This window comes from Chitinophaga sp. CCNWYY40 (assembly GCF_037483205.1).
Classification (GTDB): domain Bacteria; phylum Bacteroidota; class Bacteroidia; order Chitinophagales; family Chitinophagaceae; genus Chitinophaga; species Chitinophaga ginsengisegetis.
Genome location: NZ_JBBHLF010000004.1, coordinates 757,070 through 781,734, shown reverse-complemented (window position 1 = coordinate 781,734; position 24,665 = coordinate 757,070). Strand labels below are relative to the sequence as shown.

Annotated in this window: 25 protein-coding genes; 16 read left to right on the top strand and 9 right to left on the bottom strand. The window is 46.3% G+C overall.

The features are described from left to right. Positions 1-8 precede the first annotated feature (8 nt). The 16 genes from V7S65_RS17890 (at position 9) to V7S65_RS17815 (ending at position 16,430) form a co-directional block, all read left to right on the top strand. Positions 9-524 (top strand): NADH-quinone oxidoreductase subunit C, encoded by a 516-nt coding sequence (locus tag V7S65_RS17890; protein WP_079469430.1) that lies wholly within the window; start codon positions 9-11, stop codon positions 522-524. A 12-nt stretch (positions 525-536) separates the two neighbouring features. Then, positions 537-1,757, top strand: coding sequence for an NADH-quinone oxidoreductase subunit D (locus tag V7S65_RS17885; RefSeq protein WP_079469429.1), 1,221 nt, complete (start codon positions 537-539; stop codon positions 1,755-1,757). 44 nt (positions 1,758-1,801) lie between these two features. Then, positions 1,802-2,305: an NADH-quinone oxidoreductase subunit NuoE family protein gene (locus V7S65_RS17880; protein ID WP_079469428.1), complete on the top strand. Its 504-nt coding sequence runs from the start codon at positions 1,802-1,804 to the stop codon at positions 2,303-2,305. Between the two features lie 23 nt (positions 2,306-2,328). Continuing rightward, positions 2,329-2,517 carry a hypothetical protein gene (locus V7S65_RS17875; RefSeq protein ID WP_133256098.1) on the top strand — a complete coding sequence of 63 codons (189 nt, stop codon included), beginning with the start codon at positions 2,329-2,331 and terminating at the stop codon, positions 2,515-2,517. Positions 2,518-2,581: 64 nt separating this feature from the next. Then, positions 2,582-3,946 carry an NADH-quinone oxidoreductase subunit NuoF gene (gene nuoF / locus V7S65_RS17870; RefSeq protein WP_079469426.1) on the top strand — a complete coding sequence of 455 codons (1,365 nt, stop codon included), beginning with the start codon at positions 2,582-2,584 and terminating at the stop codon, positions 3,944-3,946. 75 nt (positions 3,947-4,021) lie between these two features. Then, positions 4,022-5,110 (top strand): 2Fe-2S iron-sulfur cluster-binding protein, encoded by a 1,089-nt coding sequence (locus V7S65_RS17865; protein WP_079469425.1) that lies wholly within the window; start codon positions 4,022-4,024, stop codon positions 5,108-5,110. A 21-nt stretch (positions 5,111-5,131) separates the two neighbouring features. Beyond that, positions 5,132-6,175, top strand: a complete 1,044-nt coding sequence (nuoH, locus tag V7S65_RS17860; RefSeq protein ID WP_181784987.1) for an NADH-quinone oxidoreductase subunit NuoH — start codon at positions 5,132-5,134, stop codon at positions 6,173-6,175. 53 nt (positions 6,176-6,228) lie between these two features. Beyond that, entirely contained in the window at positions 6,229-6,732 is a 504-nt protein-coding gene (gene nuoI / locus V7S65_RS17855) for an NADH-quinone oxidoreductase subunit NuoI (protein WP_079469424.1), read from the top strand. 59 nt (positions 6,733-6,791) lie between these two features. Beyond that, positions 6,792-7,286, top strand: a complete 495-nt coding sequence (locus V7S65_RS17850; protein ID WP_079469423.1) for an NADH-quinone oxidoreductase subunit J family protein — start codon at positions 6,792-6,794, stop codon at positions 7,284-7,286. A gap of 51 nt (positions 7,287-7,337) precedes the next feature. Beyond that, positions 7,338-7,655 carry an NADH-quinone oxidoreductase subunit NuoK gene (gene nuoK, locus V7S65_RS17845; protein ID WP_079469422.1) on the top strand — a complete coding sequence of 106 codons (318 nt, stop codon included), beginning with the start codon at positions 7,338-7,340 and terminating at the stop codon, positions 7,653-7,655. A 54-nt stretch (positions 7,656-7,709) separates the two neighbouring features. Continuing rightward, on the top strand, positions 7,710-9,608 hold the full coding sequence (gene nuoL / locus V7S65_RS17840) for an NADH-quinone oxidoreductase subunit L (protein ID WP_336387450.1): 1,899 nt from the start codon (positions 7,710-7,712) through the stop codon (positions 9,606-9,608). A 33-nt stretch (positions 9,609-9,641) separates the two neighbouring features. Further along, positions 9,642-11,078, top strand: coding sequence for a complex I subunit 4 family protein (locus V7S65_RS17835; RefSeq protein WP_079469420.1), 1,437 nt, complete (start codon positions 9,642-9,644; stop codon positions 11,076-11,078). 64 nt (positions 11,079-11,142) lie between these two features. After that, positions 11,143-12,516: an NADH-quinone oxidoreductase subunit N gene (locus tag V7S65_RS17830; RefSeq protein WP_336387449.1), complete on the top strand. Its 1,374-nt coding sequence runs from the start codon at positions 11,143-11,145 to the stop codon at positions 12,514-12,516. 147 nt (positions 12,517-12,663) lie between these two features. Further along, complete coding sequence (locus V7S65_RS17825) at positions 12,664-13,941, top strand: ABC transporter permease (protein ID WP_336387448.1); 1,278 nt, start codon at positions 12,664-12,666, stop codon at positions 13,939-13,941. Positions 13,942-13,989: 48 nt separating this feature from the next. After that, the gene (locus V7S65_RS17820; RefSeq protein WP_336387447.1) at positions 13,990-15,303 is read left to right on the top strand and encodes a gluconate:H+ symporter; all 1,314 of its coding nucleotides are present in this window, start codon (positions 13,990-13,992) and stop codon (positions 15,301-15,303) included. Positions 15,304-15,326: 23 nt separating this feature from the next. Further along, on the top strand, positions 15,327-16,430 hold the full coding sequence (locus V7S65_RS17815) for a D-TA family PLP-dependent enzyme (RefSeq protein WP_336387446.1): 1,104 nt from the start codon (positions 15,327-15,329) through the stop codon (positions 16,428-16,430). Between the two features lie 74 nt (positions 16,431-16,504). On the opposite strand, the gene V7S65_RS17810 is transcribed toward V7S65_RS17815, so the two are convergent. From V7S65_RS17810 to V7S65_RS17770, 9 genes are all read right to left on the bottom strand, one after another. Then, entirely contained in the window at positions 16,505-16,906 is a 402-nt protein-coding gene (locus tag V7S65_RS17810; protein ID WP_111576746.1) for a hypothetical protein, read from the bottom strand. 48 nt (positions 16,907-16,954) lie between these two features. Continuing rightward, positions 16,955-17,680 (bottom strand): hypothetical protein, encoded by a 726-nt coding sequence (locus V7S65_RS17805; protein WP_143313552.1) that lies wholly within the window; start codon positions 17,678-17,680, stop codon positions 16,955-16,957. Between the two features lie 53 nt (positions 17,681-17,733). Then, positions 17,734-18,357, bottom strand: a complete 624-nt coding sequence (locus V7S65_RS17800) for a rhomboid family intramembrane serine protease (RefSeq protein ID WP_079469413.1) — start codon at positions 18,355-18,357, stop codon at positions 17,734-17,736. A gap of 35 nt (positions 18,358-18,392) precedes the next feature. After that, positions 18,393-19,274 (bottom strand): hypothetical protein, encoded by an 882-nt coding sequence (locus V7S65_RS17795; RefSeq protein ID WP_111576744.1) that lies wholly within the window; start codon positions 19,272-19,274, stop codon positions 18,393-18,395. Positions 19,275-19,297: 23 nt separating this feature from the next. Then, the gene (locus V7S65_RS17790; RefSeq protein WP_079469411.1) at positions 19,298-19,795 is read right to left on the bottom strand and encodes a DUF6169 family protein; all 498 of its coding nucleotides are present in this window, start codon (positions 19,793-19,795) and stop codon (positions 19,298-19,300) included. 286 nt (positions 19,796-20,081) lie between these two features. Then, a complete protein-coding gene (rplI, locus tag V7S65_RS17785; protein WP_079469410.1) occupies positions 20,082-20,528 on the bottom strand; it encodes a 50S ribosomal protein L9 in 447 nt (148 codons plus the stop codon). A 6-nt stretch (positions 20,529-20,534) separates the two neighbouring features. Continuing rightward, positions 20,535-20,807: a 30S ribosomal protein S18 gene (gene rpsR / locus V7S65_RS17780; protein ID WP_079470050.1), complete on the bottom strand. Its 273-nt coding sequence runs from the start codon at positions 20,805-20,807 to the stop codon at positions 20,535-20,537. A 4-nt stretch (positions 20,808-20,811) separates the two neighbouring features. Then, the gene (gene rpsF / locus V7S65_RS17775; protein WP_227024404.1) at positions 20,812-21,162 is read right to left on the bottom strand and encodes a 30S ribosomal protein S6; all 351 of its coding nucleotides are present in this window, start codon (positions 21,160-21,162) and stop codon (positions 20,812-20,814) included. Between the two features lie 203 nt (positions 21,163-21,365). Continuing rightward, entirely contained in the window at positions 21,366-24,650 is a 3,285-nt protein-coding gene (locus V7S65_RS17770) for a T9SS-dependent choice-of-anchor J family protein (protein ID WP_336387445.1), read from the bottom strand. Positions 24,651-24,665: the final 15 nt, after the last annotated feature.

The window sequence follows — 24,665 nt, the reverse complement described above, 5'->3', positions numbered from 1 at the left end:
AATTGTTAATGTCTTTAACAAACGAACGCATACAGCAACGCCTGACGGAGAAGTTTGGAGATGTGCTAACCGGCTTTGAAGAGCCGTTTGGGCTGCTAACCCTCACCGCACAGAAAGATTATAATCTGAAAGTAATGCAATTCCTGTTTGATGATGAGGAATTGCGTTTTCGTTTTTTAACGGATATCACCGCAGTGCATTATCCCGACAGGAAAAACGAAGAACTGGCAGTAGTATATCACCTGCACAACCTGCAGGACAACATCAGGCTCCGTCTGAAAGTATTCACACCCGTAGCCAAACCGGACGTGTTTACAGCTACCCAGCTGTACGCATCCGCCAACTGGATGGAACGTGAAACTTACGACTTCTACGGGATCAACTTTGTAGGACATCCTAACCTGATCCGTGTGCTGAATGTGGACGAAATGACCTATTTCCCCATGAGAAAGGAATTTCCGCTGGAAGACTCCATGCGTATCGATAAAGATGATGAGATGTTTGGAAGGGGAGGAAATCTTTAATACAACGAGGTTATGTTAGATCAGAAACAACATATTAAACTGCCGGAAGGCTCTATAGAAAAAGATACGACCACGCTCAACCTGGGTCCTACCCACCCGGCTACACATGGCGTATTTCAGAACATTCTGGAAATCGATGGCGAACGCATTGTGAGCGCTGTTTCTACCGTAGGGTACATCCACCGCGCGTTTGAGAAGATCGCAGAACGCCGTCCCTATTACCAGATTACGCCGCTGACAGACCGTTTGAACTACTGCTCTGCCCCTATTAACAATATGGGCTGGTTACTGACCGTAGAGAAACTCCTGGGCATTGAAACGCCTAAAAGAGTGGATTACCTGCGTGTTATAATCATGGAGCTGGCACGTATTGCAGATCACCTGATCTGTAGCTCCGTAATGGGAGTGGATACCGGCGCATTAACCGGTTTCGTTTACGTGATGACCTACCGTGAACTGATATACGAAATATATGAAGAAATCTGCGGTTCCCGGTTGACCACCAACATTGGTCGTATCGGTGGCTTTGAAAGAAATTTCACGCCCGCAGCTTTCGCAAAAATAGAACGCTTCCTGAACGAATATCCTGCTGTACTGAAGGAATTTGAAACCCTGCTTACCCGTAACCGTATCTTCATGGAACGTACACAGGGCGTAGGTGCTATCACTGCAGAAAGGGCGCTCAGCTACGGTTTCACCGGTCCTAACCTGCGTGCAGCAGGTGTGGATTACGATGTACGCGTGGCTAACCCTTACAGCTCTTACCAGGATTTCGACTTCTCCATACCGGTAGGTACTACCGGCGACAGCTACGACCGTTTCCAGGTACGTAATGCCGAAATGTGGGAAAGTCTCAGCATCATCCGCCAGGCAATGGATAAAGTGAAAAGCCTGCCGGCAGATGTATTCCACGCAGATGTACCTGCTTATTACCTGCCTGAAAAACAGGATGTTTATACAAAAATGGAAGCGCTCATCTATCACTTTAAAATTGTGATGGGAGAAGCAGACATGCTTCCCGGTGAAGTGTACAACGCAGTAGAAGGCGCCAATGGCGAACTTGGTTTTTACCTGATCAGCGATGGTGGCCGTAGTCCTTACAGGCTGCACTTCCGTCGTCCATGCTTCATTTACTACCAGGCGTATGCCGAACTGGTGCAGGGTTCCATGCTGAGCGATGCGATCGTTTGTATGAGTAGCCTGAACCTGATTGCAGGTGAACTGGATGCGTAGTAGTGCGCTATTGAATATTTCGAAGATTAAAGCTGAATAAAATAATGGCTGTGGTTCAATTTTCTGAAGAGAAACTGAATAAAGTAAAAGAAATCATTGCACGCTACCCGGAAGGGAAGCAGAAAAGTGCGTTGATACCGGTGTTGCACCTGGCTCAGGAAGCATTTGGTGGATGGCTGAGTGCAGAAACAATGGACTACGTTGCAACTTTACTGCAACTGCAATCAATTGAAGTGTATGAGGTAGCTACTTTCTATAGCATGTTTAACCTGAAACCGGTAGGCACCTATTTATTTGAGGTGTGTCAAACAGGTCCGTGCATGGTAAGTGGTTCTGATCAGATCATTGATTACATTAAAAACAAGCTGGGTATCGGCGTAGGTGAAACTACCGCCGACGGGCTGTTTACCCTTAAAACGGTAGAGTGCCTCGGCGCCTGCGGTTATGCTCCCATGATGCAGTTGGGTAAACATTACCGGGAACACCTTACTCCGGCCAAAGTAGATGAAATCATTGCAGAATGCAGATCTAAAGCAAACGCCAACTGATGCATCCGAAAAATAACCTGATCATGCGTTTTAAGGAAATGTATCAGCGCCACAAATTACAGGTAGTGGAAGCAATACTGCTGATGGCGTTACTCACCGCATTATGGCGGATCGATAACTGGTTTGTTTCCGTTATCTGTGGCGTAAGCGCGGGACTCCTGTTTTACAGGCTGGCAGAACGCATTTCGCAACACGGCATACGTAAGGCATAAAAGATATACACAAATCTGATAATGGCGCCGGGAATACCGGTAACATTACACCATAAGGAAGACAATGGGACGCAAATTACTGTTAGATAAAGCACATATTGAAGGCATCCGGTACTATGACACCTACCGGAGCAACGGCGGTTATGCTGCAGCTGAAAAAGCGCTGAAAACCCTGGGGCCGGACGGCGTACTGGATGAAGTGAAGAAGAGTGGCCTGAGAGGCCGTGGCGGTGCGGGTTTCCCTACCGGCCTGAAGTGGAGTTTCATCGCCAAACCGGAAGGCGTTCCGCGCTACCTGGTTTGTAATGCCGATGAGTCGGAACCAGGTACGTTTAAAGACCGCTACCTCATGGAATTCATCCCCCACCTCCTCATTGAAGGATTACTGATCTCCAGCTTTGCTCTCGGCGCTAACAGTTGCTACATTTACATCCGCGGTGAATACGCCTGGATTCCGGATATCCTGGAACAGGCTATCGCAGAAGCAAAAAACAAAGGCTGGCTGGGTAAAAATATCCAGGGCACCGGCTTCGATCTCGAAATATATGTACAACGCGGTGCAGGCGCCTATATCTGCGGTGAAGAAACTGCCCTGATAGAATCCCTGGAAGGCAAACGCGGTAATCCACGCATCAAACCACCATTCCCGGCGGTAAAAGGATTATGGCAATCGCCTACCGTAGTAAATAACGTGGAAACACTCGCTGCAGTAGTGCCTATTATCAACATCGGCGGCGACGAATACATTAAATACGGCACCGGCAAATCTACCGGCACCAAACTCATCTCCGCCTGCGGTAATATCAACAAACCCGGCGTTTATGAAATCGAAATGAATATCTCCGTAGAAGAATTCATCTATTCAGACGAATACTGCGGTGGCATCAAAAATAACAAACGCCTGAAAGCCTGTATCCCCGGCGGTTCTTCCGTTCCGGTGTTACCGGCCAACCTGCTGCTGAAAACAGCAAAAGGCGAAACCCGTATGATGACCTATGAAAGCTTAGCGGATGGCGGCTTTGCAACAGGCTCCATGCTGGGTTCCGGCGGATTTATTGTAATGGACGAAGACCAGTGTATTGTGCGCAATACCCTTACCTTCGCACGCTTTTACCACCACGAAAGCTGTGGTCAGTGCAGCCCTTGCCGCGAAGGCACCGGCTGGATGAAGAAAGTACTGCAGAACATCGAGTATGGTAAAGGCAAAATGAGCGACATCGATTTACTGTGGGATATTCAACGCAAAATTGAAGGGAACACGATCTGCCCGCTCGGCGATGCAGCAGCATGGCCGGTAGCAGCAGCGATCCGTCACTTCCGCGATGAATTTGAATGGCATGTGGCAAATCCACAGGAATCACAGACCCGTAACTTTGGGTTGGCTCATTACGCAGACCCATTGCCGGCGCCAACACCAGCTGCTGTATAACGGGTATGCATATACTGAAATAAGGAATCAATATATAAATAAACGTTGCTCCCCGCGAGCACAAAAGATATTAAGATGGCGGAGGAAATAAAATTATTTAAGGTTAAAATCGATAACATCTCTGTAGAGGTGGAACCCGGTACAACCATACTGAATGCGGCCCGGAAGATAGGAGGAGAAGTAGTGCCGCCGGCCATGTGTTACTATTCCAAACTGCAGGGCAGCGGTGGTAAATGCCGTACCTGCCTGGTAAAAGTATCAAAAGGTTCTGATGCCGATCCGCGCCCGATGCCTAAACTGGTGGCCAGCTGCCGTACTACTGTAATGGATGGTATGGAAGTAGCCAACATCACTTCCCCGGAAGTACTGGACGCACGTAAAGGTGTAGTGGAATTCCTGTTGCTCAATCACCCGCTGGATTGCCCGGTATGTGATCAGGCCGGGGAATGTCACCTGCAGGATCTGAGCTACGAACACGGCGCCGACAGCACCCGTTACGAATTCAAACGCAGAACCTTTGATAAAGTGGATCTCGGCGATCATATCAAACTGCACATGACGCGCTGCATCCTTTGCTACCGCTGCGTGTACACGGCCGATCAGCTCACCGAAAAACGCGAACATGGCATCCTGGGCCGTGGCGATGCTTCTGAAATCAGCACCTACATCTCCCAGTCGCTCGATAATGACTTCATCGGTAACGTCATCGACGTTTGCCCGGTAGGCGCCTTAACCGATCAAACCTTCCGGTTCAAAAACCGTGTATGGTTCCTGAAACCGGTAGATGCACACCGCGATTGCGAAAATCCAAAATGCTGCGGTAAAACCGTACTGTGGATGCGCGGTGATGAAGTATTCCGCGTAACTGCCCGTAAAGATAAATACGGCGAAGTGGAAGCCTTTATCTGCGATACCTGCCGCTTTGATAAAAAGGAAGCAAAAGACTGGATCATTGAAGGTCCACGCAAAATAGAACGTAACAGCGTTATTTCCCAGGGTCATTACGTGAATACCGTAAAACCTAAAGATCCGCTGGTAGATGTATTGGACGGAAGACAACCCAAACTGTTGTTTGACATCCACTCTGAAAGCAAGGTAAACAGACCGGATATTGATCTGTCGAAGATCAACGGCCCTGCTCACTCTGATGATTTTAAGAAGTAACAATCGTAATTACGTGTAAGTATGACCTTATTAAGCATAGATTGGTTTTTTATAATTGAGAAAGTACTCCTGATATCAGGGGTGCTGGTACTTTCATTGGTAGTGGCCATGTATTCTACCTGGGGTGAAAGAAAGGTGGCAGCCTGGATCCAGGACCGTTTAGGTCCAAACCGCGCCGGTTTTATGGGATTGCTGCAACCGCTGGCAGATGGTGGTAAACTCTTCTTCAAAGAAGAAATTATTCCTACCAATGCCAACCGCTTTCTCTTCGTGCTGGGCCCATCCATCGCCATGTTAGTGGCCTGTATGACCAGCGCCGTTATCCCCTGGGGCGATACCCTGGTAATTGCCGGACGGCCTGTTTCCCTGCAGATCGCAGATGTAAACATCGGGATCCTCTTCATCTTCGGGGTAGTGAGTATGGGTGTATACGGTATTATGATCGGCGGCTGGGCTTCCAATAACAAATACTCTTTGCTGGCATCTGTACGTGCCGCTTCGCAGATCATCTCCTACGAACTGCCAATGGGACTGGCACTGATCGCATTACTGATGCTCACCGGCTCCCTGAGCTTAAAGGATATCGTGGAACAACAGCGTCATGGTTTATGGAACGTGGTGTATCAGCCATTAGGCTTTTTCATCTTCCTGGTATGCGCTTTTGCAGAATGTAACCGCGCTCCCTTCGATTTACCGGAAGCAGAAAATGAATTGAATGGTGGTTATCACCTGGAGTATTCTTCCATGAAACTCGGTTTCTTCCTGTTTGCGGAATATATCAACATGTTTATCAGCTCGGCTCTCATTGCTACCATGTACTTCGGCGGATATGCCTTCCCGTATATGGATAAACTGGGACTGGATCCAAACATGGTTACCATCCTCGGATTTGTGGCCCTGTTCCTGAAAACACTGTTTTTCATTTTCTTCTTTATGTGGGTGCGCTGGACCGTTCCGAGATTCCGTTACGATCAGCTGATGCGCCTGGGCTGGAAGATCATGATTCCGCTGGCACTGGTAAATATGCTGATCACCGGGGCATTGGTATTAGCTCGTCAACATTAATTATTATCTGATTAAATACACACAGAACGTGTGGATTAAATAAAGCATTCATTATGCAAGCATTAACTAACAGGGCAAAAGCAGTAGACCGCCGGCCGATGACACTCGCCGAGAAGATGTACATCCCTGCTATTGCCAAAGGCATGGGGATCACTTTCAAGCATCTTTTTCAGAAGAAAGCTACGGTTAGTTTTCCTGAAAAAACACGTGATTTCAGTCCCGTATTCCGCGGATTACATGTACTGAACCGGGATGAAGAGGGCCGTGAAAGATGCACTGCCTGCGGATTGTGCGCAGTTGCCTGTCCTGCTGAAGCCATTACAATGGAAGCAGCGGAAAGAAAAGAGGGAGAAGAAAACCTGTACAGGGAAGAAAAGTATGCAGCGAAATATGAGATCAACATGCTCCGTTGCATTTTCTGTGGTTTCTGTGAAGAAGCTTGTCCGAAAGATGCAGTGTATATGTCTGAAACATTTGCTCCTGCAAACTATCAGCGTAAAGGCTTCATCTACGGAAAAGATGACCTGCTGATTCCTCATCCGAAAGAAGGCAAATAATATTATTCACAGCGCACATTTAGCTAAAAATACAATAGTCAAACATAGCAGAGATGGGAATGAGTATACAACAAATAATTTTCATGGTGCTGTCGGTCGTGGCGCTGGTATCAGCGTTGGGCGTGGTATTGAGTAAAAATCCTGTGACGAGCGTGTTGTGCCTGATCGTAACATTCTTTACCATAGCAGGGCACTATATTATGATGAATGCCCAGTTCCTGGCAGTAGTGCATATCATTGTATATGCCGGCGCTATCATGGTATTGTTCCTGTACGTGCTGATGCTCATGAATCTGAATGCTGATCTGGAACCGCAGAAACGCAACTGGCTAAAATATGCCGGCGCTATCAGCGGGGGCGCTTTACTGGTGGTACTGGTAGCCGCATTGCGCGATGCCAGCATGCCGGCATTGAGCACTAATCCTACTGATATCGGGTTAATCAAAAACCTCGGTATGGTCCTGTTCAAACAATATGTGGTGCCGTTTGAAGTGAGCAGTATCCTGTTCCTCAGTGCAATGATCGGCGCCGTGGTAATTGGTAAAAAAGAATAGCAATACGGATTGCTCATCGTGATTCGTAATTTCTAACCCGTAATTTATTTTATGCCTGTTCAATATTACATATTCCTGAGTATCGCCTTGTTTTGCATAGGTGTGATGGGTGTACTGATGCGCAGAAATGCGATTATTATTTTTATGTGCATAGAGCTGATGCTGAATGCAGTAAACCTGTTAATGGTGTCATTTTCCAAAATGTGGGCAGATGCAGGCAGGGTAGATGCCGGTTCTGCACAACTCTTTGTATTCTTTATTATGGTGGTAGCGGCTGCGGAAGTAGCAGTAGGACTGGCTATAATTACTATGGTCTACAGAAATACACACTCAGTAGATATTAACATTCTTAACAGGCTGAAAAATTAATAATTCTGCTTTCTTAATTATTAAATTTTTCGACGTCGTAAATAGAATTGATAAATGATTAATCTAGTTTGGCTGGTACCATTTTTACCATTATTGGGTTTCCTGGTGAATGGATTGGGACGCAGATTTTTATCCAAGTCCCTGGTAGGATTTGTTGGAAGTGGCGCCGTACTGGCGTCCTTTGTGATTAGCTTATTAATATTCCTGGAAGTTAAAGCCCCGGGATTTTCTGCTCAGACAGTACGTCTGTTTGATTTCATATCTGTAGGCTCCCTGCAGATTCCTTTCGCCTTCCAGGTAGATCAGTTAAGTGCCTTGTTCCTGCTGGTGATCACCGGCGTAGGTACCCTGATCCATATCTACTCTACTTCTTACATGCACGACGAGAGCGATGAGAGCTTCGCAAGATATTTCGCTTATCTCAACCTCTTCGTGTTTTCCATGTTGATACTGGTGCTGGGCGCCAACTACGTGATGATGTTCATTGGCTGGGAAGGTGTTGGTCTTTGTTCTTATCTCCTCATCGGTTTCTGGTTTAAAAATACCAGCTATAACAATGCTGCTAAAAAAGCATTCGTGATGAACCGCATCGGTGACCTCGGTTTCCTGATCGCGATCTTCTTCATGATCCTGCAGTTTGGTACGGTTACTTTCCCGGAAGTGTTTGCCAAAGCAGCGCCGCTGGGAATGAACAATGGTGTGATCACCGCTATTGCCATGCTGATGTTTGTAGGTGCAATGGGTAAATCTGCACAGATTCCTTTATACACCTGGTTGCCGGATGCGATGGCGGGTCCTACTCCGGTGTCCGCCCTGATCCACGCCGCAACGATGGTTACCGCCGGTATCTATATGATTGCACGCAGCAACGTGATCTATACACTGGCGCCGCACGTCCAAACAGTGATCGCTATCATTGGACTGGCTACTGCCCTGTTTGCAGCTTCTATTGCTTTAAAACAAAACGATATTAAAAAGGTACTGGCTTATTCCACAGTGAGCCAGTTAGGTTATATGTTCCTCGCCCTGGGTGTAGGCGCTTACGGAGCTGCCGTGTTTCACGTAATGACGCACGCCTTCTTCAAAGCCCTCCTGTTCCTCGGTTCCGGTTCCGTAATCCACGCAATGGGTGGCGAACAGGATATCAGGAAGATGGGGGGCCTCAAAAAATTCATGCCCACTACTGCATGGACATTCCTGGTAGGATGCCTGGCGATTGCGGGTATTCCCGGTTTCTCCGGTTTCTTTTCCAAAGATGAAATCCTCGCGCAGGCATTTGCCAACAACCCGGTATTATATGTACTGGGCCTGATTGGTGCGCTGATGACCGCCTTCTACATGTTCCGTTTATACTACATCACTTTCACCGGTAAATTCCGTGGCACACACGAACAGGAACATCACCTGCATGAAAGTCCTTCTGCGATCACTATTCCATTGGTTATCCTGGCAGTGCTTTCCGTGATTGGCGGTTACGTTGGTTTACCGGAAGTATTTGGAACGAAGAATATGCTGGCCGAATACCTGGCGCCGGTGTTTGCACCTTCTGCACCTTTCGCAGTGGAACATCACCTGTCGCATAGTACAGAATGGCTGCTGATGGGTGTGAGCAGTGTGCTGGTGATTGTATTTATCCTGCTGGCGCGTCAGAAATTTACGAAGTTTGAAGATGCGGGTACAGAAAGTACTGGTTTGACAAAAGTGCTCGAAAACAAATGGTATATAGATGAACTGTATGATACTATTATCGTAAAACCATTGTATGAATTGTCCCGTTTCTTCCGTGATACGGTGGAAAAGGCGGGTATCGACAAGCTGGTGAACGGTGTGGGCCGTGGTGTACAATGGGGAGGTCAGCAGATCCGCCTGGTACAAAACGGACAGGTAGGTTTCTACATCTTTGCAATGGTCATCGGTATGATCGTATTATTTGTGATCGGATTCTTATTATAAACCAATAGCAGAAGTTACAAGCGCAGATAAATTATGTTGACAGTTTTATTAATATTGATTCCTTTCATAGCGGGCCTTATTGCATTTGGTCTGAAGGGGTCCGGGCCAAAAGTGCTGGGCATGATCTCGTCGCTGGCAACAGTGGTGTTAGCAATTGGATCGTGGTGCCGCTTTCGTACTGCTCCTGACAGTCTGAACTTTGTTGCCAACTGGATTCCGCAGCTGGGAAGTCAATTCCGTGTTGGATTAGATGGAATGGGTGTGATGCTTTGCTTACTTACAGCGATTGCTTCCCTGCTTGTTTTCATTACTATTTATAACCGCAACTACGAAAAGGCAAATGCCTTTTATGGTCTGATGTTATTATCGCAGGCTGGCTTAACCGGTGTATTCACCGCTTTCGACGCCCTGCAGTTTTACATATTCTGGGAACTGGCCCTGATACCTGTTTACTTCCTCTGCTCTTTATGGGGTGGTGAAAAACGGATCGCCGTTACCTTTAAATTCTTTGTGTACACGTTCCTGGGTTCGTTGTTGATGTTGGTGGGTATTATCTACATCTACTTTCAAACACCGGATCATTCCTTCAGCTGGGCTTCCTTTACAAGTGCCGCGCTGAATCCGGATGATCAGAAATGGCTGTTCTGGCTGTTCTTTGTGGCTTTCGCCATCAAGATGCCGGTATTTCCGTTTCACACCTGGCAGCCCGATACTTATGAGCAGTCGCCTACCCCTGTTACCATGATCCTTTCCGGGGTAATGGTGAAAATGGGTTTATTTGGCGTGATCCGCTGGCTGTTGCCGGTAGTGCCACAGGGCGCTGCTATGTGGTCTGATGTGGCCATTGTATTGTGCATCATCGGTATTATCTATGCTTCCTGCATTGCGATGGTACAGAATGATCTGAAACGGTTGATTGCTTACTCTTCCATTGCCCACATCGGTTTGATGTGCGCCGCTATTTTCGCTAATAACGAACAAAGCCTGCAGGGGGTAATGGTACAGATGTTTAACCACGGTATCAATATCATTGGTTTGTGGATCATCGTGGAAGTAATTCAAAACCGTTTAGGGATCAAAAATCTGGACCAGATGGGTGGCATGGCGCAGAAAGCGCCACGCATGGCTATTTTCCTCGTTATTATCAGTTTGGCTAACATCGGTTTACCACTGACCAATGGTTTCATTGGTGAGTTCCTGATGTTCAGCGGATTGTTCCAATATAATCACTGGTTTATGGCATTTGCCGGATTAGGTATCATCCTTTCTGCTGTATATACCCTGGGTATGATTCAGAAGGTGATATTTGGCGAGGGAAATGAATTAACCGAAACTACTACAGATCTGCGGCCGGGTGAAACACTGGCTTTAAGCCTGGTGGTGATCATGATCATAGTGTTGGGCGTTTATCCCAAACCTATGCTGGATCTGGTGAGCGGCACATCTGATGTGGTAAGTAAATTATTCTGATCTTCAGCCAAAAGCTGAATACCGGAATGGAAAAATTTGTAACGGGGTTTTGTAACGCAAAAATATGAATGCACTAATTTCTACTGCTTTATCGGGCGTTGTACTGATGTTTGTTGGTTTATTTGTACGCAATAAGCAGCATATTAAATTTTTTGCCATCGCGGCCATCCTCATAGCATTTATTGCTAATCTGGCGCAATATCCGTCTGTAGAGCAAGGCGGGTATATCATGTATGGCATGATTGAAGTGACCAAATTTGGTGTGTTGTTCAATGCCGTAGCATTGGGCGCCACCTTGTTATATTTCCTGTTATCAGGCAGTGAGTTTGAAAAGGTGGGAGAACATGTAGCAGATTATTTCGCCCTGATATTCTTTATCCTGGCGGGTATTTCGCTGGCTACTTCTTTCAGCAACCTGCTGATGTTATTCCTGGCTATTGAAATCATGTCTATTCCGCAGTATATTCTTGCGGGCGCGGATAAGAAAAGCCTGAAAAGTAATGAAGCATCCCTGAAGTATTTCCTGATGGGTTCTTTCTCTACCGGTATCCTGCTCATGGGTATTACCCTGATCTATGGCGCTGCCGGCACTTTTGACATCTCAGCGTTAGGACTTGGCGCAGAAAGCGTACATCCGTTGGCGTTATGCGGTATCATCCTGATGGTATTTGCCTTGTCTTTTAAAGTATCGGCGGTACCGTTCCACTTCTGGACACCAGACGTATACGATGGTTCACCCACTGTATTCACTTCTTTTATGTCCACAGTGGTGAAAGCAGGCGGCTTTGTAGCTTTCCTGCGGATGTTCCACACCAGCTTTGCCGGTGGCAGCATCAGCGGACACTGGACACTGATCCTTTCTATTATTACAGCAGCTACCCTGATACTTGGTAACTTCAGCGCGGTTTTCCAGCAAAGTGTAAAACGGATGCTGGCTTACTCCAGTATTGCGCAGGCAGGCTTTATGCTGTTTGCCGTAGTGGCGATGAATAACATGGGCACACAGGGAATTATCCTGTATTCCGCCGCTTACAGCATTGCCACCATCGGGGTGTTTGCAGTACTGATGAAGCTGAAAGACTATACTTTTGAAGGATTCAACGGCCTGGCCCGCAAGGAGCCTTTGCTGGCCGCTGTGGTAGCCGTGTTCCTGTTTTCCCTGGCCGGTATTCCTATTACGGCAGGTTTCTTTGCAAAATACTTTGTTTTATCTGCGGCTATCGAACATGGTCATATTTTATGGCTGGTAATCATAGCGGTATTGTGTGCCGCCATCAGCGTATACTATTACTTCCGTGTGATCATTGCCATGTATTTCAAACAGGGCGAACCGGAAGTTGAACCTGTTTCAGGTGGTTTTAAAGCTGCCCTGATCCTGGCTATTGCGCTGGTACTGGTATTGGGCCTGTTCCCGAACCTCTTGTTATGCTGGATGTAAAAGCTGTTAGCTTATAAAATACAGGGAGAAGACCGAAGCGATTTACATGATCCGCTTCGGTCTTCTCCTTTATACTGATCGCCGTTCATCCCAAATTGAATGGATTAAATAGCTATATTACATTAACTTTATAGGTAACCCGTCATTATGCAATCAAGAGATATTTTTTCCCTGGCATACCGTTCTGTAACCAGCAACAAGTTGCGCACAGGTCTTACTGTGTCTATCATTGCCCTGGGTATTACGGTACTGGTAGGTATTCTTACGGCGATCGACAGTATGAAGAGCAGTATCTACAGCAGCTTCGCAAGTATGGGTGCCAACAGTTTCTCTATCCGTAACCGGGGGATGCAGGTACATATCGGCGATGATGGAAATAAAGCTTCCAAGGGGAACAAGAATGTAAAGAAGGTAAAAAAATCCAACAGCAATAAAATTATCCGTTACCAGGAAGCAGTGGCCTTCCGCGACCGTTATCATTTTCCGGCTGTGGTGAGCGTGTCTTTCCAGGCCACCGGTATTGCCACGGTATACAAAGATGATAAGAAAACGAATCCCAATGTACAGGTGATTGGGGGAGATGAACACTACCTGCAGATTTCCAATTATGAGATTTCACAGGGAAGGGATTTTAACCAGCTGGATGTACAGTCCGGCAGAAATGTGGCTATTCTTGGTATTGATGTGGCGGAGAAACTATTTGGTAAGCAGCTCAAAAATATAGTGAACAGCACAATCCGGGTGGGAGATATCCGGTACCGGGTAGTAGGGGTGCTGGCGTCGAAAGGCAGCAGTAAAATGATGAGTGCTGATAATGTGGTGATCACCACGGTGAATAATACCCGCAGGGTGTTTAACCGGCCCAATGCCAGTTACCAGATAGCGGTAGCCGTGAAAGATATAAAACAGATGGATGCCGCACAGGGAGAGGCCACAGGGCTGTTCCGTGTTATACGCGGACTGAATATCAATGAAGAAGATAATTTTGAGATCAGTAAGAGTGATAGTATTGCAGAGATGCTTTTTTCCAGTTTGGGTAAAGTAAACCTCTTTGCTATTGTTATTGCCTTTATTACGCTCTTTGGTTCTGCCATTGGGCTGATGAATATTATGCTGGTATCTGTAGCGGAACGGACCCGCGAAATAGGCGTTACCAAAGCATTGGGAGCTACCAGTCACGTAGTGCGTACCCAATTCCTCTATGAATCCATTATTATCAGTCTAATGGGCGGATTGATAGGAGTAATTATGGGAATGCTCCTGGGAAATATTGTTTCCGTGTTACTGAAGTCTGCCTTCATTGTACCGTGGATCTGGATCATCATCGGGGTAACTATCTGTGCTGCAGTAGGGCTCGTTTCCGGTTTATATCCTGCCTATAAGGCTTCTAAATTAGATCCTATTATAGCCTTGAGATACGAATAATATTTTATTATCTTGTTGTTTTCCATGTTCATGTAAAACAACAGCTGTATGCCCTTATTAATTGTTATTGCGGCCATCCTTTTGCTGGTAATGCTGGTCACCTGGTGGCGTTTAAATACTTTCCTCTCTTTCCTTATTGTTTCGTTGCTGATGGGACTGGCGTTGCATATGAACGTAACAGACATTACGCAGTCTATTCAAACCGGTATTGGTAAAACGTTAGGGTCCCTGATTGTGGTGATTGTTTTCGGCAGTATGCTTGGAAAGCTGGTGGCGGAAAGCGGAGCCGGGCAAAAAATTGCCGGAGGTTTAATGAACCTGTTCGGGCCAAAGTATGTACAGTGGTCGCTGATGCTCACGGGCTTTATAGTGGGTATTCCCTTGTTTTATAATATCGGCTTTGTACTGATGGTACCCCTGATTTTTACGGTGGCGGCGCGTACAAAATTGCCGGTAGTATATCTCGGTATTCCTATGTTGGCGTCTTTATCTGTAACGCATGGATACCTGCCGCCGCATCCTTCTCCAACTGCATTGATACAGCAGTTTCATGCTAATATGGGGCTTACGTTGTTGTACGGCATTATGGTAGCTATTCCGGCCATTGTGCTGGCTGGACCGGTATTTTCGCGTTTCCTGAAACACTACACCAATCCCCCGGGGAAAATGTTTGTGGCGCCGCCGATTCCGGAGGAGCAGTTGCCGGGTATGTTTGTGAGTCTCTTCGCAGCGTTGTTACCTGTATTTTTACTGGCGGTGACGGCTTTGGTGAAGTTATGGGTGCCTGAAGATACTTTCCTTTTCAGGCTGGCCACCTGGCTGGGAGAACCACTGATAGTAATGTTGCTGGCCGTATTAAACGGCATGTATTTATTAGGATTGAAACGGGGGATGCCCGCAAAAAAAGTGATGGTGGTAATGGACGATGCTGTGCGCGATGTCGCTGTTATTATCCTGGTAATAGGCGGCTCCGGTGCGCTTACACAATTACTGCACGACAGCAAGGTTAGCAGTTACATTGCTACTACGCTTCAGAATATGCACCTGCATCAGTTGATCCTGGCGTGGGGTATTGCTGCTATCATCCGGGTGTGTATAGGATCTGCCACGGTAGCCGGACTTACCACCGCAGGGATTGTGGCGCCAATGATTGCTGCTTCCGGTGTAAATGCCAACCTGATGGTACTGGCCACCGGCGCGGGTAGCCTGATGTTTTCCCATGTAAATGATGCCGGTTTCTGGATGTTCAAGGAATACTTTAACTTGTCTGTAAAAGACACGATTAAAACCTGGTCGGTGATGGAAACTATTGTATCTGTGACGGGGTTGATCGGATGTTTGATCTTAAGTTTGTTTGTATAATATTGATTAAAAAAAGTATCCGCATGGAATGGTATCAGCTTACAAATGCAGCGCAGATTGATTCTCCGGCGATTGTTATTTATAAAGACAGGATAATAGATAACATCTCATTGCTAAAAACAATGATCGGTGACATACAACGGTTACGCCCACACGTAAAAACGAGTAAGACCGCCGAAGTAATACAGCTGATCATGGAGGCGGGAATTACACGTTTTAAATTTGCCACCATCGCAGAAGGAGAGATGTTGGGAATGGTGAATGCGGCGGATGCTTTGATGGCTTATCAGCCGGTAGGACCGAAGATTGTGCGTTTGCTGGAGTTGGTACAGAAGTACCCGCACACAGCTTTTTCGTGTGTTACTGACAATGCTGAGGCCGCACTGGCTATCAGTAATATTTTCGCCGGGCAGGGCCGTCGCCTGCCGGTATATGTGGATCTTAATGTAGGAATGAACCGCACCGGTATTAAGCCGGGGCTTGAAGCACTGGTGTTGTATCAATATCTCAATACGCTACCGGGAGTGGTTCCGGTGGGATTACACGCATACGATGGACATCTCCATGATACGGATATGGCTATACGAAAAGAACGTTGTGATGCAGCATACGCTCCTGTTGCCGCACTGGCGGCAGCCATAACAAATAGTGGTCTTCCGCAGCCGGAAATTGTGGCAGGCGGCACACCTACTTTCCCGGTGCATGCAGCAAGGGAAGGCATTACCTGTAGTCCGGGTACATTCATATTCTGGGATGCAGGGTACGCCGCCAATCTGCCGGAGCAGCCGTTTCAATGGGCAGCGCTGGTGATCAGCCGTGTGATTTCTGTTATTGATGAACAGCATATTTGTGTTGATCTCGGGCATAAATCAGTGGCAGCAGAGAATCCCCAGCCTCGGGTACAATTCCTGAATGCACCGGCGGCAGAACCGGTATCACAGAGTGAAGAACACCTGGTATTGAAAGTGGCGGATGCTGCGCAGTATCCCGTGGGCACGGTGTTGTATGGTGTGCCAAAACATATTTGTCCTACTGTGGCGTTGTATGAAAAAGCTTATGTGGCAGAGCGTAATGCGGTAATCGCCAACTGGCGTATTATAGCGCGCGACCGGCAGATTATCATCTAAAAAAAATAAAAACAGAAAAGCTATTTAAGTGATTGAAATCATTCACTTAAATAGCTTTTCTGTTTATTGGCAGCTCAGTAATATAATTGCGATAAAACATTGGTATCGTCGAACGACTTAGGCTTTAACCCCAGGAACTCTGTGTACTGTGTGAGTGTCAGCAAGGGTTTCAGTTTGGCATGCAATCCATTTTGCATACTGTTCATTTTGGTAGTATAAGCTTTCAGATTGCTTTGTTGCAGCGGCTGGATATTGACTTTTTGCCGTAAGTAATTAGTCACAATATTGAGCAGTTTAGGTTTTTGCGCTTCTGTCAGGATCAGCGATTTATCCAGTTTGCTGACGATTGAACTGGCAGTTCCCTCTATGTTCATGGTGGGCGCCTGAAATTCCGTATTAGCTGGTGAAGGTGCGGCAAAAGCGGTATAGCAACAGGCGAGTGCCATTAATAAACCAACGGTGAACAGTTTTTTCATGAAGCGTGGATTTGACGTTCTATCTCTCACTAAATATACTAAATACTGTTATTGCATTACCATTTTTACGTAGCGTATTTGTGTATTTCCTTCCTCGTCGATTGTAATGTATTCAGATAGAATGGTTTTGTTATTAATCCAATGCACCATGCCCGGCCCCCAGTCGTCGAGACTGGCTTCTCCCACCGCTTTTATTTCGTTGCCATTTACGGAAAACAGTTGAAACCCATTGGGGTCAAAAGCTGCTACCAGGTCCATCGAGGCAGTGATGATATATTTTTTATCCGGTGAAATGGCCGGTGCAGACCAGGTTACCATAGAATCGCCATTCAGGATATTTACCAGCTCAAAGGCGCTGCCTTCGTAATAGGTAACAAAAAATCCTTTTCTTTTAATGGAGGGATAACTGCCTGCATAGGTATAGCCGATATAATCTTCGCCGTCGTTGTTGTTATTGGCCATGATCCTTTGTTTCCCGTTTTCCAGCTGGATGGTCAGTTTATTACCTTCTCTTTTTACCAGGCTGTCTTTTGCCAGCACATCTGCTTCGCTGGAATCTGTGGGCGCAAGCGGGAATTTATCAAAATCTGCTTTTTCGATAAAGTATACAAAGAAGGTTTTATTACCCAACTGAACAGTGTCATCGGGAGTTTTATTAATGGCGGGTGGCGTGGAATCCTTGGCAGCGGTATTGTTGTTATCTGCTGTTTTATTCTTGCAGCTCAATATCATTATTGAGCATGCACACAGCAGGAGCCATAGCTTATTCATCATCTTTTGTCGCATTTAAGTGTACAAATGTAAGTAATTAGAACTTCGGAAGAGGCTCAGCGGGTGAGTCTTTCTCCATCTGCTTTTGTTAGTGTAAAAAAGAAAAGATACCCGGTAAGGGCGCCGCTTAAAAAACCAGCCAGATGTGCGGCGTTATCTACACCCTGTGAAACCGCGGCAGCAATCACATTTAATGCTATAAATAAGCCGATATAAGCCAGAAACGCTTTCCTTATCTCCGTTGGGAAGAGGGGAGTAGTGAGCAGCGCCAAGAATACACCGTAAATACCAAAAATAGCACCGGAAGCGCCTACACCCACTGCGCCTTTATGATACCAGATGCTGACATAGTCGGATATTAATCCTGTGATCGCATAGGCAAGGCCATAACGGAAACTACGCAATACCGGTTCCAGGAAAAGGCCTCCAATGAACAGCCCGAGCATATTTGTGAAAAGATGGCCAAGTCCTGCATGCAGGAACATGCTGCTAAACAACCGCCAGTACTGATGTTGCTCTATGGTCAGTGACCAGTAGTTGGCGCCGGCATGCAGCAGATGGGTTCCATCTCCCCACCATATATTCATTCCTGTTAGTGCGGTGTAAACAAATACAAGTACGTTTATGCCGATCAACACCAGCGTAACCGGCATCGTCTTTAATCGGTCTGTGATTTTCATCTCCTAAAAGTTAATGAAAAATCCCCAATTAAGCGTTATTCGTATTGATATTCAAGCGCAAAATGGTTGTCGCTGCCCAGTTTGGTGAATCCTTCGCTGTGCAAATGTACCCATGCGCCCGCCGGATATCGGCCACCATTGAAGTAGTAGGCATATTGAACAGTGGTAGAACGCTCGTATTCAAGTAAACGCTCCTGGCAGCGTGTTTTTTCTTTTTCGGTGATCTTGATAAGAAAGGGATTACGCGCATTCAGGTGTAAAAAGGCGTCTGACAGCTCGCCCAGTGGAGAGAGCGCCACTGCCGGCGCCACAGCATGACAGAGCAGCAACTGATTGGCCAGGGGATGCAGGGGATTGATAGAATCCTCGCATTCGTACTTTGTAGTTCTCAAAGTAACTAACGTATCTTCTTTTTTGCCTGAGAAGCTATCTATACAAATATCTTTTCTTACAGGATGCGTTGCATCATAATTCCAGCTGATTGCCTGCGTGGAATCGGAATATTTCATGGCAGCGGGTAGTCCGTTCTTCCAGCGTACATTGGCGACGCGGAGCAGGCGTTCCTTTGCATCAAAATATTGTACAGTGGCGATGTTGCCATCTTTATCCCAGGAGGTTACTTTGGCGCGCTCTTTTATTGCTGTGATATTATTTTCCCGGTTGGATAGCACCATCCCGGTAATCCGGTGGGAATGATCATAGGAGAAAGTACTGATGCTGGTGTCGTTTAATTGCAGGTGATGTACCAGTTCAGCCAGGTTGCCCTGCTGATCATACCGGAAGGTATATTGCGGCGTGCTATCGCCCTGGATGCTGATGGTGGTTAGCCTGGGGAGTCCGGGTCTGTGATTCCTGGTACTGCAGGCCGAGGCGGTGATAATGATGATAAAGAAGAAGGTAATATTTTTCATACTCATGGCGGAATATTGGCATGAAAATACTAATAAGATTTGAGTTTTTCGGCGGTGGATTGGGTTAGTTGGCGAAAGCAGGAAAGGATATAGTTCTTCAGGCTGTTTTTTGAATGAATAATGATAGAAAAATAGATATCCATATCTGCGGTATGAATGGATTCATTGTATTTTTCAATCGTATCTGTTTGCCGTTGATGATACCATAATTCAAATATTTTCATTCTGCTTTTTTCCCGGGCATCGGCACTGTCGCATACAAAAAAGAAAACTTTTTCCGGGTGGGTCGTCAGATAATCAATAATAATATTGGAAATAGTAATACGCACCCTTTTGTCGAAAGGTGTTTTTCTTAAGGGATTAGATATCATATCAAAACCGAGTGTATGCACATCAGCCGAAAATTCAGGATACGCATCAAAGTACAATGACTCATCCAGCATATATACACTATATACAATGCCGGAATCGGTAGTGAATAAATAATCTCCTTCTTTTAGCTGGGAAACGTTATAGGAACTTAACAAACTTAAATCCTTTAGCTTCTAATTCACTTAAGCTTTTTCCGCTCCGGATATGCTCATGAATTATCTTTTTGTCTGCTATCATTTTTTTTAGGATAGCGACAAATTTAGGATCAGGTGTTGATATGTGTTTTTCTGGTTTCATTGTGGTTACATTACAAATATAACCAAATCTACCAACAACTCAATTGCCATTCGTTAATGAAACACAAATGCAATCATATTTATGCAAAAAAAATCCCGGGCTGATTCAGCCCGGGACTTTCTTCTTTCCAAACAAGTTGGAATATTACTCAGCTACTACTTCAAATTCCAGTTCGGTTTCGTTGCCTTTACCGAAATCGAGGCGAGCTTTGTAGGTACCCAGTTCTTTAACATCATCCAGGATGTGGATGCGGCGACGGTCAATTTCATAACCTTTCTGTTCTTTAATTGCACGGGCAATCTGAACACCGGTTACGCTACCGAAGATCTTACCGGAAGTACCGGTTTTAGCGCCAATTTTAACAGGAGAAGCTTTCAACACTTCTACTACTTTCGCAATTTCAGCCAGCAGTTTCTCTTCTTTCACTTTCTGCACTTTCAGGCGTTCCTGAAGCTGCTTCATGTTAGAAGGGCTTGCTTCTACCGCAAATTTCTGAGGAATCAGGAAATTCCTGGCGTAACCATTTTTTACGCTAACCAGTTCATTCTTCTGACCCAGGTTATCTACGTCTTGTATTAAGATAATTTGCATAACTTCTTACTTTAAAAGGTCAGTAACATAAGGCAATAAAGCCATTTGACGAGCTTTCTTAATAGCCTGGGCTACTTTACGCTGAAATTTCAGGGAGTTACCCGTAATACGACGTGGCAACATTTTGCCCTGGTCGTTCAAAAATTTCTTCAAAAACTCCGCGTCTTTGTAATCTACGTACTTGATGCCCAACTTCTTGAAACGGCAGTATTTCTTCTGACGTTTCTCGGTTTTTACGGCCGTTAAGTACTTGATTTCTTGTTTCGGTTTAACTGCCATAGTTTTAAGCTTCAGTGGTTTTAGATTCAGCATTTACGCCATGTCTTTTGCGACCGTTGTAAGTAACAGCGTGCTTATCCAGCGCAGTAATCATGTGACGTAATACATTTTCATCGCGATTCAGCTGGATTTTCAGCTTCTCATTGAGGTCGGATGGCGCATTGTATTCCAGAACAACATACATTCCTGTAGTCTTCTTCCGGATAGGATACGCCAGTGATCTTAATCCCCAGGGATTTTCGTGCGTGATTTCTCCGCCGTTATCTTTAATGATATCAGCGAATTTCTTTTGGGCGGCTTTGTAGTCGTCCTCAGAAAGCACAGGGGTAAAGATCACCATCAATTCGTAGTTCATAATTCCCTGTTTTAAATGGTTTAATTAAAAAATTAGGACCGCAAAGATACTGAACTATTCCTTATTTCCACGCATGAAAGCCCGATTTCCCTAAATATCTTGCCTTTTATAGAGAATAATGCGTAATTGGCTGATAACCAAATTTAAAAAGCCGCCCCGGTTACCAGGGCGGCGTCTCGTTTGCATGGTTTTTTCAAAAAAGATCACTGATTAATAAGAATCTTGGTCACCTGCACCAGCTCACCCGATTGTACTCTCAGGAAATATATGCCGGCCGGCAGCTGATCGATAGCTATTGTTCTGTAGTTCCGGCCCTTTATTAAAGCCGTTCTGCCCTGGTAACGAACACGACCCTGCACATCCATCAACTCAATATTCGCGTCACCGCTGCGGGGCCAATCCAGCCAATACTGCAACTGGTGCCCGAATATGCACCACAACAGCTTCCGCCAGAAGTCTTTATCCGTTACTAAAACCATCTTAACCGGACTGTACCTTACGCTGCTGTCCAGTCCCACGGTTTTTAACCGGTAAGCCGAAAATCCAGGCCAGGGCTGCTCATCATAGGAAATATAATCAGACCCCTCCGCCGTACTGCCATGAGCAGCCACAGTATCCACGGCCTCATAGGCCCGTAGGTTCCGGGAACGTTCTATCACAAACCTGCTGCTGTTGATTTCATAAGGCGTATGCCAGCTAACCAGCACTTTACCGCCATCGGCCCGGGCATCAAAGTCTTCTACCGGCAGCGGGTTGCCTAAAATGTGCAGGTTATACCGGCTCAATACGGGGTAATGATCCGTGGTAGTGGTACCGTAACTGCTTACCAGCCCGGCCACCTGGGTTTGTATCCGTGCAGATGCCGGCAAATAAGCAACACCCACCTCGTTGGAACTAATCACATTATCGATCACCGATGAGTAACTGACGGTGGAACGCTGACCGGATAAACTTAACGGCAGGGTCAACGGCCTGTAGTTGATACTATCGCGGATGAAGTCAATATAAGAAGTGGTGGTATCCGGTAATAACTCTGTTGTAATGGTTTTAGAGAGATCATCATTAAAATCTCCCAACATTATAATATTGCTATACGGATATTGCAGGTCCAGCGTGTCTTTCAACTCTTTCAATCCATCTTTGCGCCGGTTCCAGGAAGTAATCTTTTCCGGCTTGGTACCTGTATTGGCCTTTGCATGCAGCAATATGAACCGGATCCGCGCAGAGTCGTTACCCAGTTTGGCGGTGGCCTCCATTTCATAAGGGAACCTGCCGGACGACCAGTTATAATACGCATTGCTGCTGCCTCCCTGTCTTAATATGCCGTAAGTACTGATCTTGCGGATCACTGCCGTTTTGTACACAAAAGCCAGCTTCTGCGCCGATACATAGTCAACATCAGTGATGCTATCTGCATAGGAGCCAAAATCAGATAACACATAGCTATAACCCGGCAACTGGCTTACCACCGCGCGGAAACGGGCAGTATCCACTACTTCTGCCAGCGCAAAAATATCTGCATCCAGTTTTTTAAGAATGGTGGTTACATTGGCCTGCTGTAAACTGTCATTGGCGGGGTTTTGAGCCGGACTGCCAAACCATTCTATATTCCAGTTCACCACTTTTAACGACCGCAGTGAAGTACCGCTGAGGGCAATAGAACGGCCGGAGAAACCGGGAGAGCTGAATGTAAGATTACCGCTGTAAGGCTGATCTGCCGCTGTTGGCGCAAACTTTACAAATACCTGCTGCGGACCGGTAGCCAATGCAGCCGCAGAGAAAGTTACCTCGTTACTATAATTGCTGCTGTCGCCGGATACCTTGAAACCTGCTGGAGCCTTGATTTTCAAATCTCCTGTAAAATCGTTGGCCCAGAAACCAACACGCTGTGCTTCTGATGTTTGCCCGGATTTTACATAGTCGAAATCAATGGCTGCCGGACTGCTGTTCAATGTTGGCGCCGGCGCTGCGGTGGTATCCGTCAGCCTGAAATCATCAATCGTCCAGCGCGAAGCCTGTACAGCAGGGCCGGATGTATAAACAAAAGCAATATAAACGCCTGTTTGCTTGTAAGCAGCGAGATTTATACCGGAAGATAAAGTCCACACATCACTGCCGGTTTCAGGAAAACGGCCATTCAGCGTTGTCCAGGTAGCATTGCGCGGATCACCGCTGCCGGTATAGTTGGTGGAAATACGCAGACTAAGCGCCGGCCCGGCAAAGGCAGTACGGCTGCTGAATTGTAACAGCGGGAATTGCAGACCGGTCAGGTCAAACGCAGGAGATATCAGCCAGTCTTCATTTTCAACAGCTCCGCCGCTGTAACCATTTATCTGTACCCCATTACTGCTTTGCTGCCCGAAATTGGTACATCCCCACAGCTGCGCACCGGTTACACTGTATTGTATAAAGCCTCCGCTTAACTGGCTGCTGCCTATCGGCGTACAGTCGTTGAAGTTATAGTTGAGTTCCTGGTTGCCGGTGGTAAAATTCCACTGTGTGGTATCTGTAATACCTGCAAAGTCATTATCCGACAGATCCTTTACTGTACCGCTGTCCAGCGTAATGTAATAATGACTGTGTGGTTGCAGGATTTGTTTCAGGGTAAGCACATTGTTATTAATAATGACAGCATTACCGGTTACAGGAAAACTATCCGTTAATCCACTATTGCTGTTATGCAACCTGATATACCCGTTGCCTGCTTTTATGTTTTCGCTGAAAATAATTTCGGGAGATGTAACAGGCGATACATCTGCGGCTGCATTAACCGGTGTCAGGAGACTGATCACAGGGGGAGTGGTATCCCTGCCACTTCCGGATGCAGTTATGTTATCAATAGCAAATCCCGGTCTGGAGCCGGCGCCGCTGATCTGGCGGTTTACCCACCGCAGTTGTACTACAGCCTGGTTATTACAATCCGGCGGCAGTATCACCGACCTGTTTACCAGGTGTTGCGGTAAAGTAACACCAGAACCGGTTTGTTGAATAGTGTCGTTCTGATAAGCAGTTTCATTGATACTGGCAAAGGTACCGGCAACGCCTATACGATATTGTACTACAACTTCATTGATCCTGGTATTGGAATTACCATCGTAAGGATTCCTGATCGTCATGGCATCGTAGCTCAATTGTACATTTTGTTGTCCGCTCGTACTGATGGATAGCACCAGTGCATTGTCGGCGCTGCCGCTGTTCAGGAAGCCCAGTTTGCCGGCATAGTTATAAACACCATTGGCAGTGGACGATGCACTGCCGCCACTTATCAGTGGTTTGTCGGAAGCAGGTGCGGCTGTATTGAAGCTGCCGGAAGGAGCGCCGCTGAGCAACCATCCCTGCCATCCTGCCGGGTATACCACAGCAGATGACGGCAGTGCGTCAAAATTTTGTTCATAAGGCAATGGCTGCGCGGCCGGATTGGTTTGTGCGCTTACACTACCACAAACAAAAGAAGCAAGAAATAATAAAGTGAGTAGAGGTCTTTCCATAGTATTATTTGAAAA

Excerpts from the sequence above, each read along its gene's own strand:
- V7S65_RS17890 (WP_079469430.1), top strand. The coding sequence starts at position 9 with ATGTCTTTAACAAACGAACGCATACAGCAACGCCTGACGGAGAAGTTT.
- V7S65_RS17885 (WP_079469429.1), top strand. The coding sequence starts at position 537 with ATGTTAGATCAGAAACAACATATTAAACTGCCGGAAGGCTCTATAGAA.
- V7S65_RS17880 (WP_079469428.1), top strand. The coding sequence starts at position 1,802 with ATGGCTGTGGTTCAATTTTCTGAAGAGAAACTGAATAAAGTAAAAGAA.
- V7S65_RS17875 (WP_133256098.1), top strand. The coding sequence starts at position 2,329 with ATGCGTTTTAAGGAAATGTATCAGCGCCACAAATTACAGGTAGTGGAA.
- nuoF (WP_079469426.1), top strand. The coding sequence starts at position 2,582 with ATGGGACGCAAATTACTGTTAGATAAAGCACATATTGAAGGCATCCGG.
- V7S65_RS17865 (WP_079469425.1), top strand. The coding sequence starts at position 4,022 with ATGGCGGAGGAAATAAAATTATTTAAGGTTAAAATCGATAACATCTCT.
- nuoH (WP_181784987.1), top strand. The coding sequence starts at position 5,132 with ATGACCTTATTAAGCATAGATTGGTTTTTTATAATTGAGAAAGTACTC.
- nuoI (WP_079469424.1), top strand. The coding sequence starts at position 6,229 with ATGCAAGCATTAACTAACAGGGCAAAAGCAGTAGACCGCCGGCCGATG.
- V7S65_RS17850 (WP_079469423.1), top strand. The coding sequence starts at position 6,792 with ATGAGTATACAACAAATAATTTTCATGGTGCTGTCGGTCGTGGCGCTG.
- nuoK (WP_079469422.1), top strand. The coding sequence starts at position 7,338 with ATGCCTGTTCAATATTACATATTCCTGAGTATCGCCTTGTTTTGCATA.
- nuoL (WP_336387450.1), top strand. The coding sequence starts at position 7,710 with ATGATTAATCTAGTTTGGCTGGTACCATTTTTACCATTATTGGGTTTC.
- V7S65_RS17835 (WP_079469420.1), top strand. The coding sequence starts at position 9,642 with ATGTTGACAGTTTTATTAATATTGATTCCTTTCATAGCGGGCCTTATT.
- V7S65_RS17830 (WP_336387449.1), top strand. The coding sequence starts at position 11,143 with ATGAATGCACTAATTTCTACTGCTTTATCGGGCGTTGTACTGATGTTT.
- V7S65_RS17825 (WP_336387448.1), top strand. The coding sequence starts at position 12,664 with ATGCAATCAAGAGATATTTTTTCCCTGGCATACCGTTCTGTAACCAGC.
- V7S65_RS17820 (WP_336387447.1), top strand. The coding sequence starts at position 13,990 with ATGCCCTTATTAATTGTTATTGCGGCCATCCTTTTGCTGGTAATGCTG.
- V7S65_RS17815 (WP_336387446.1), top strand. The coding sequence starts at position 15,327 with ATGGAATGGTATCAGCTTACAAATGCAGCGCAGATTGATTCTCCGGCG.
- V7S65_RS17810 (WP_111576746.1), bottom strand. The coding sequence starts at position 16,906 with ATGAAAAAACTGTTCACCGTTGGTTTATTAATGGCACTCGCCTGTTGC.
- V7S65_RS17805 (WP_143313552.1), bottom strand. The coding sequence starts at position 17,680 with ATGATGAATAAGCTATGGCTCCTGCTGTGTGCATGCTCAATAATGATA.
- V7S65_RS17800 (WP_079469413.1), bottom strand. The coding sequence starts at position 18,357 with ATGAAAATCACAGACCGATTAAAGACGATGCCGGTTACGCTGGTGTTG.
- V7S65_RS17795 (WP_111576744.1), bottom strand. The coding sequence starts at position 19,274 with ATGAGTATGAAAAATATTACCTTCTTCTTTATCATCATTATCACCGCC.
- rplI (WP_079469410.1), bottom strand. The coding sequence starts at position 20,528 with ATGCAAATTATCTTAATACAAGACGTAGATAACCTGGGTCAGAAGAAT.
- rpsR (WP_079470050.1), bottom strand. The coding sequence starts at position 20,807 with ATGGCAGTTAAACCGAAACAAGAAATCAAGTACTTAACGGCCGTAAAA.
- rpsF (WP_227024404.1), bottom strand. The coding sequence starts at position 21,162 with ATGAACTACGAATTGATGGTGATCTTTACCCCTGTGCTTTCTGAGGAC.
- V7S65_RS17770 (WP_336387445.1), bottom strand. The coding sequence starts at position 24,650 with ATGGAAAGACCTCTACTCACTTTATTATTTCTTGCTTCTTTTGTTTGT.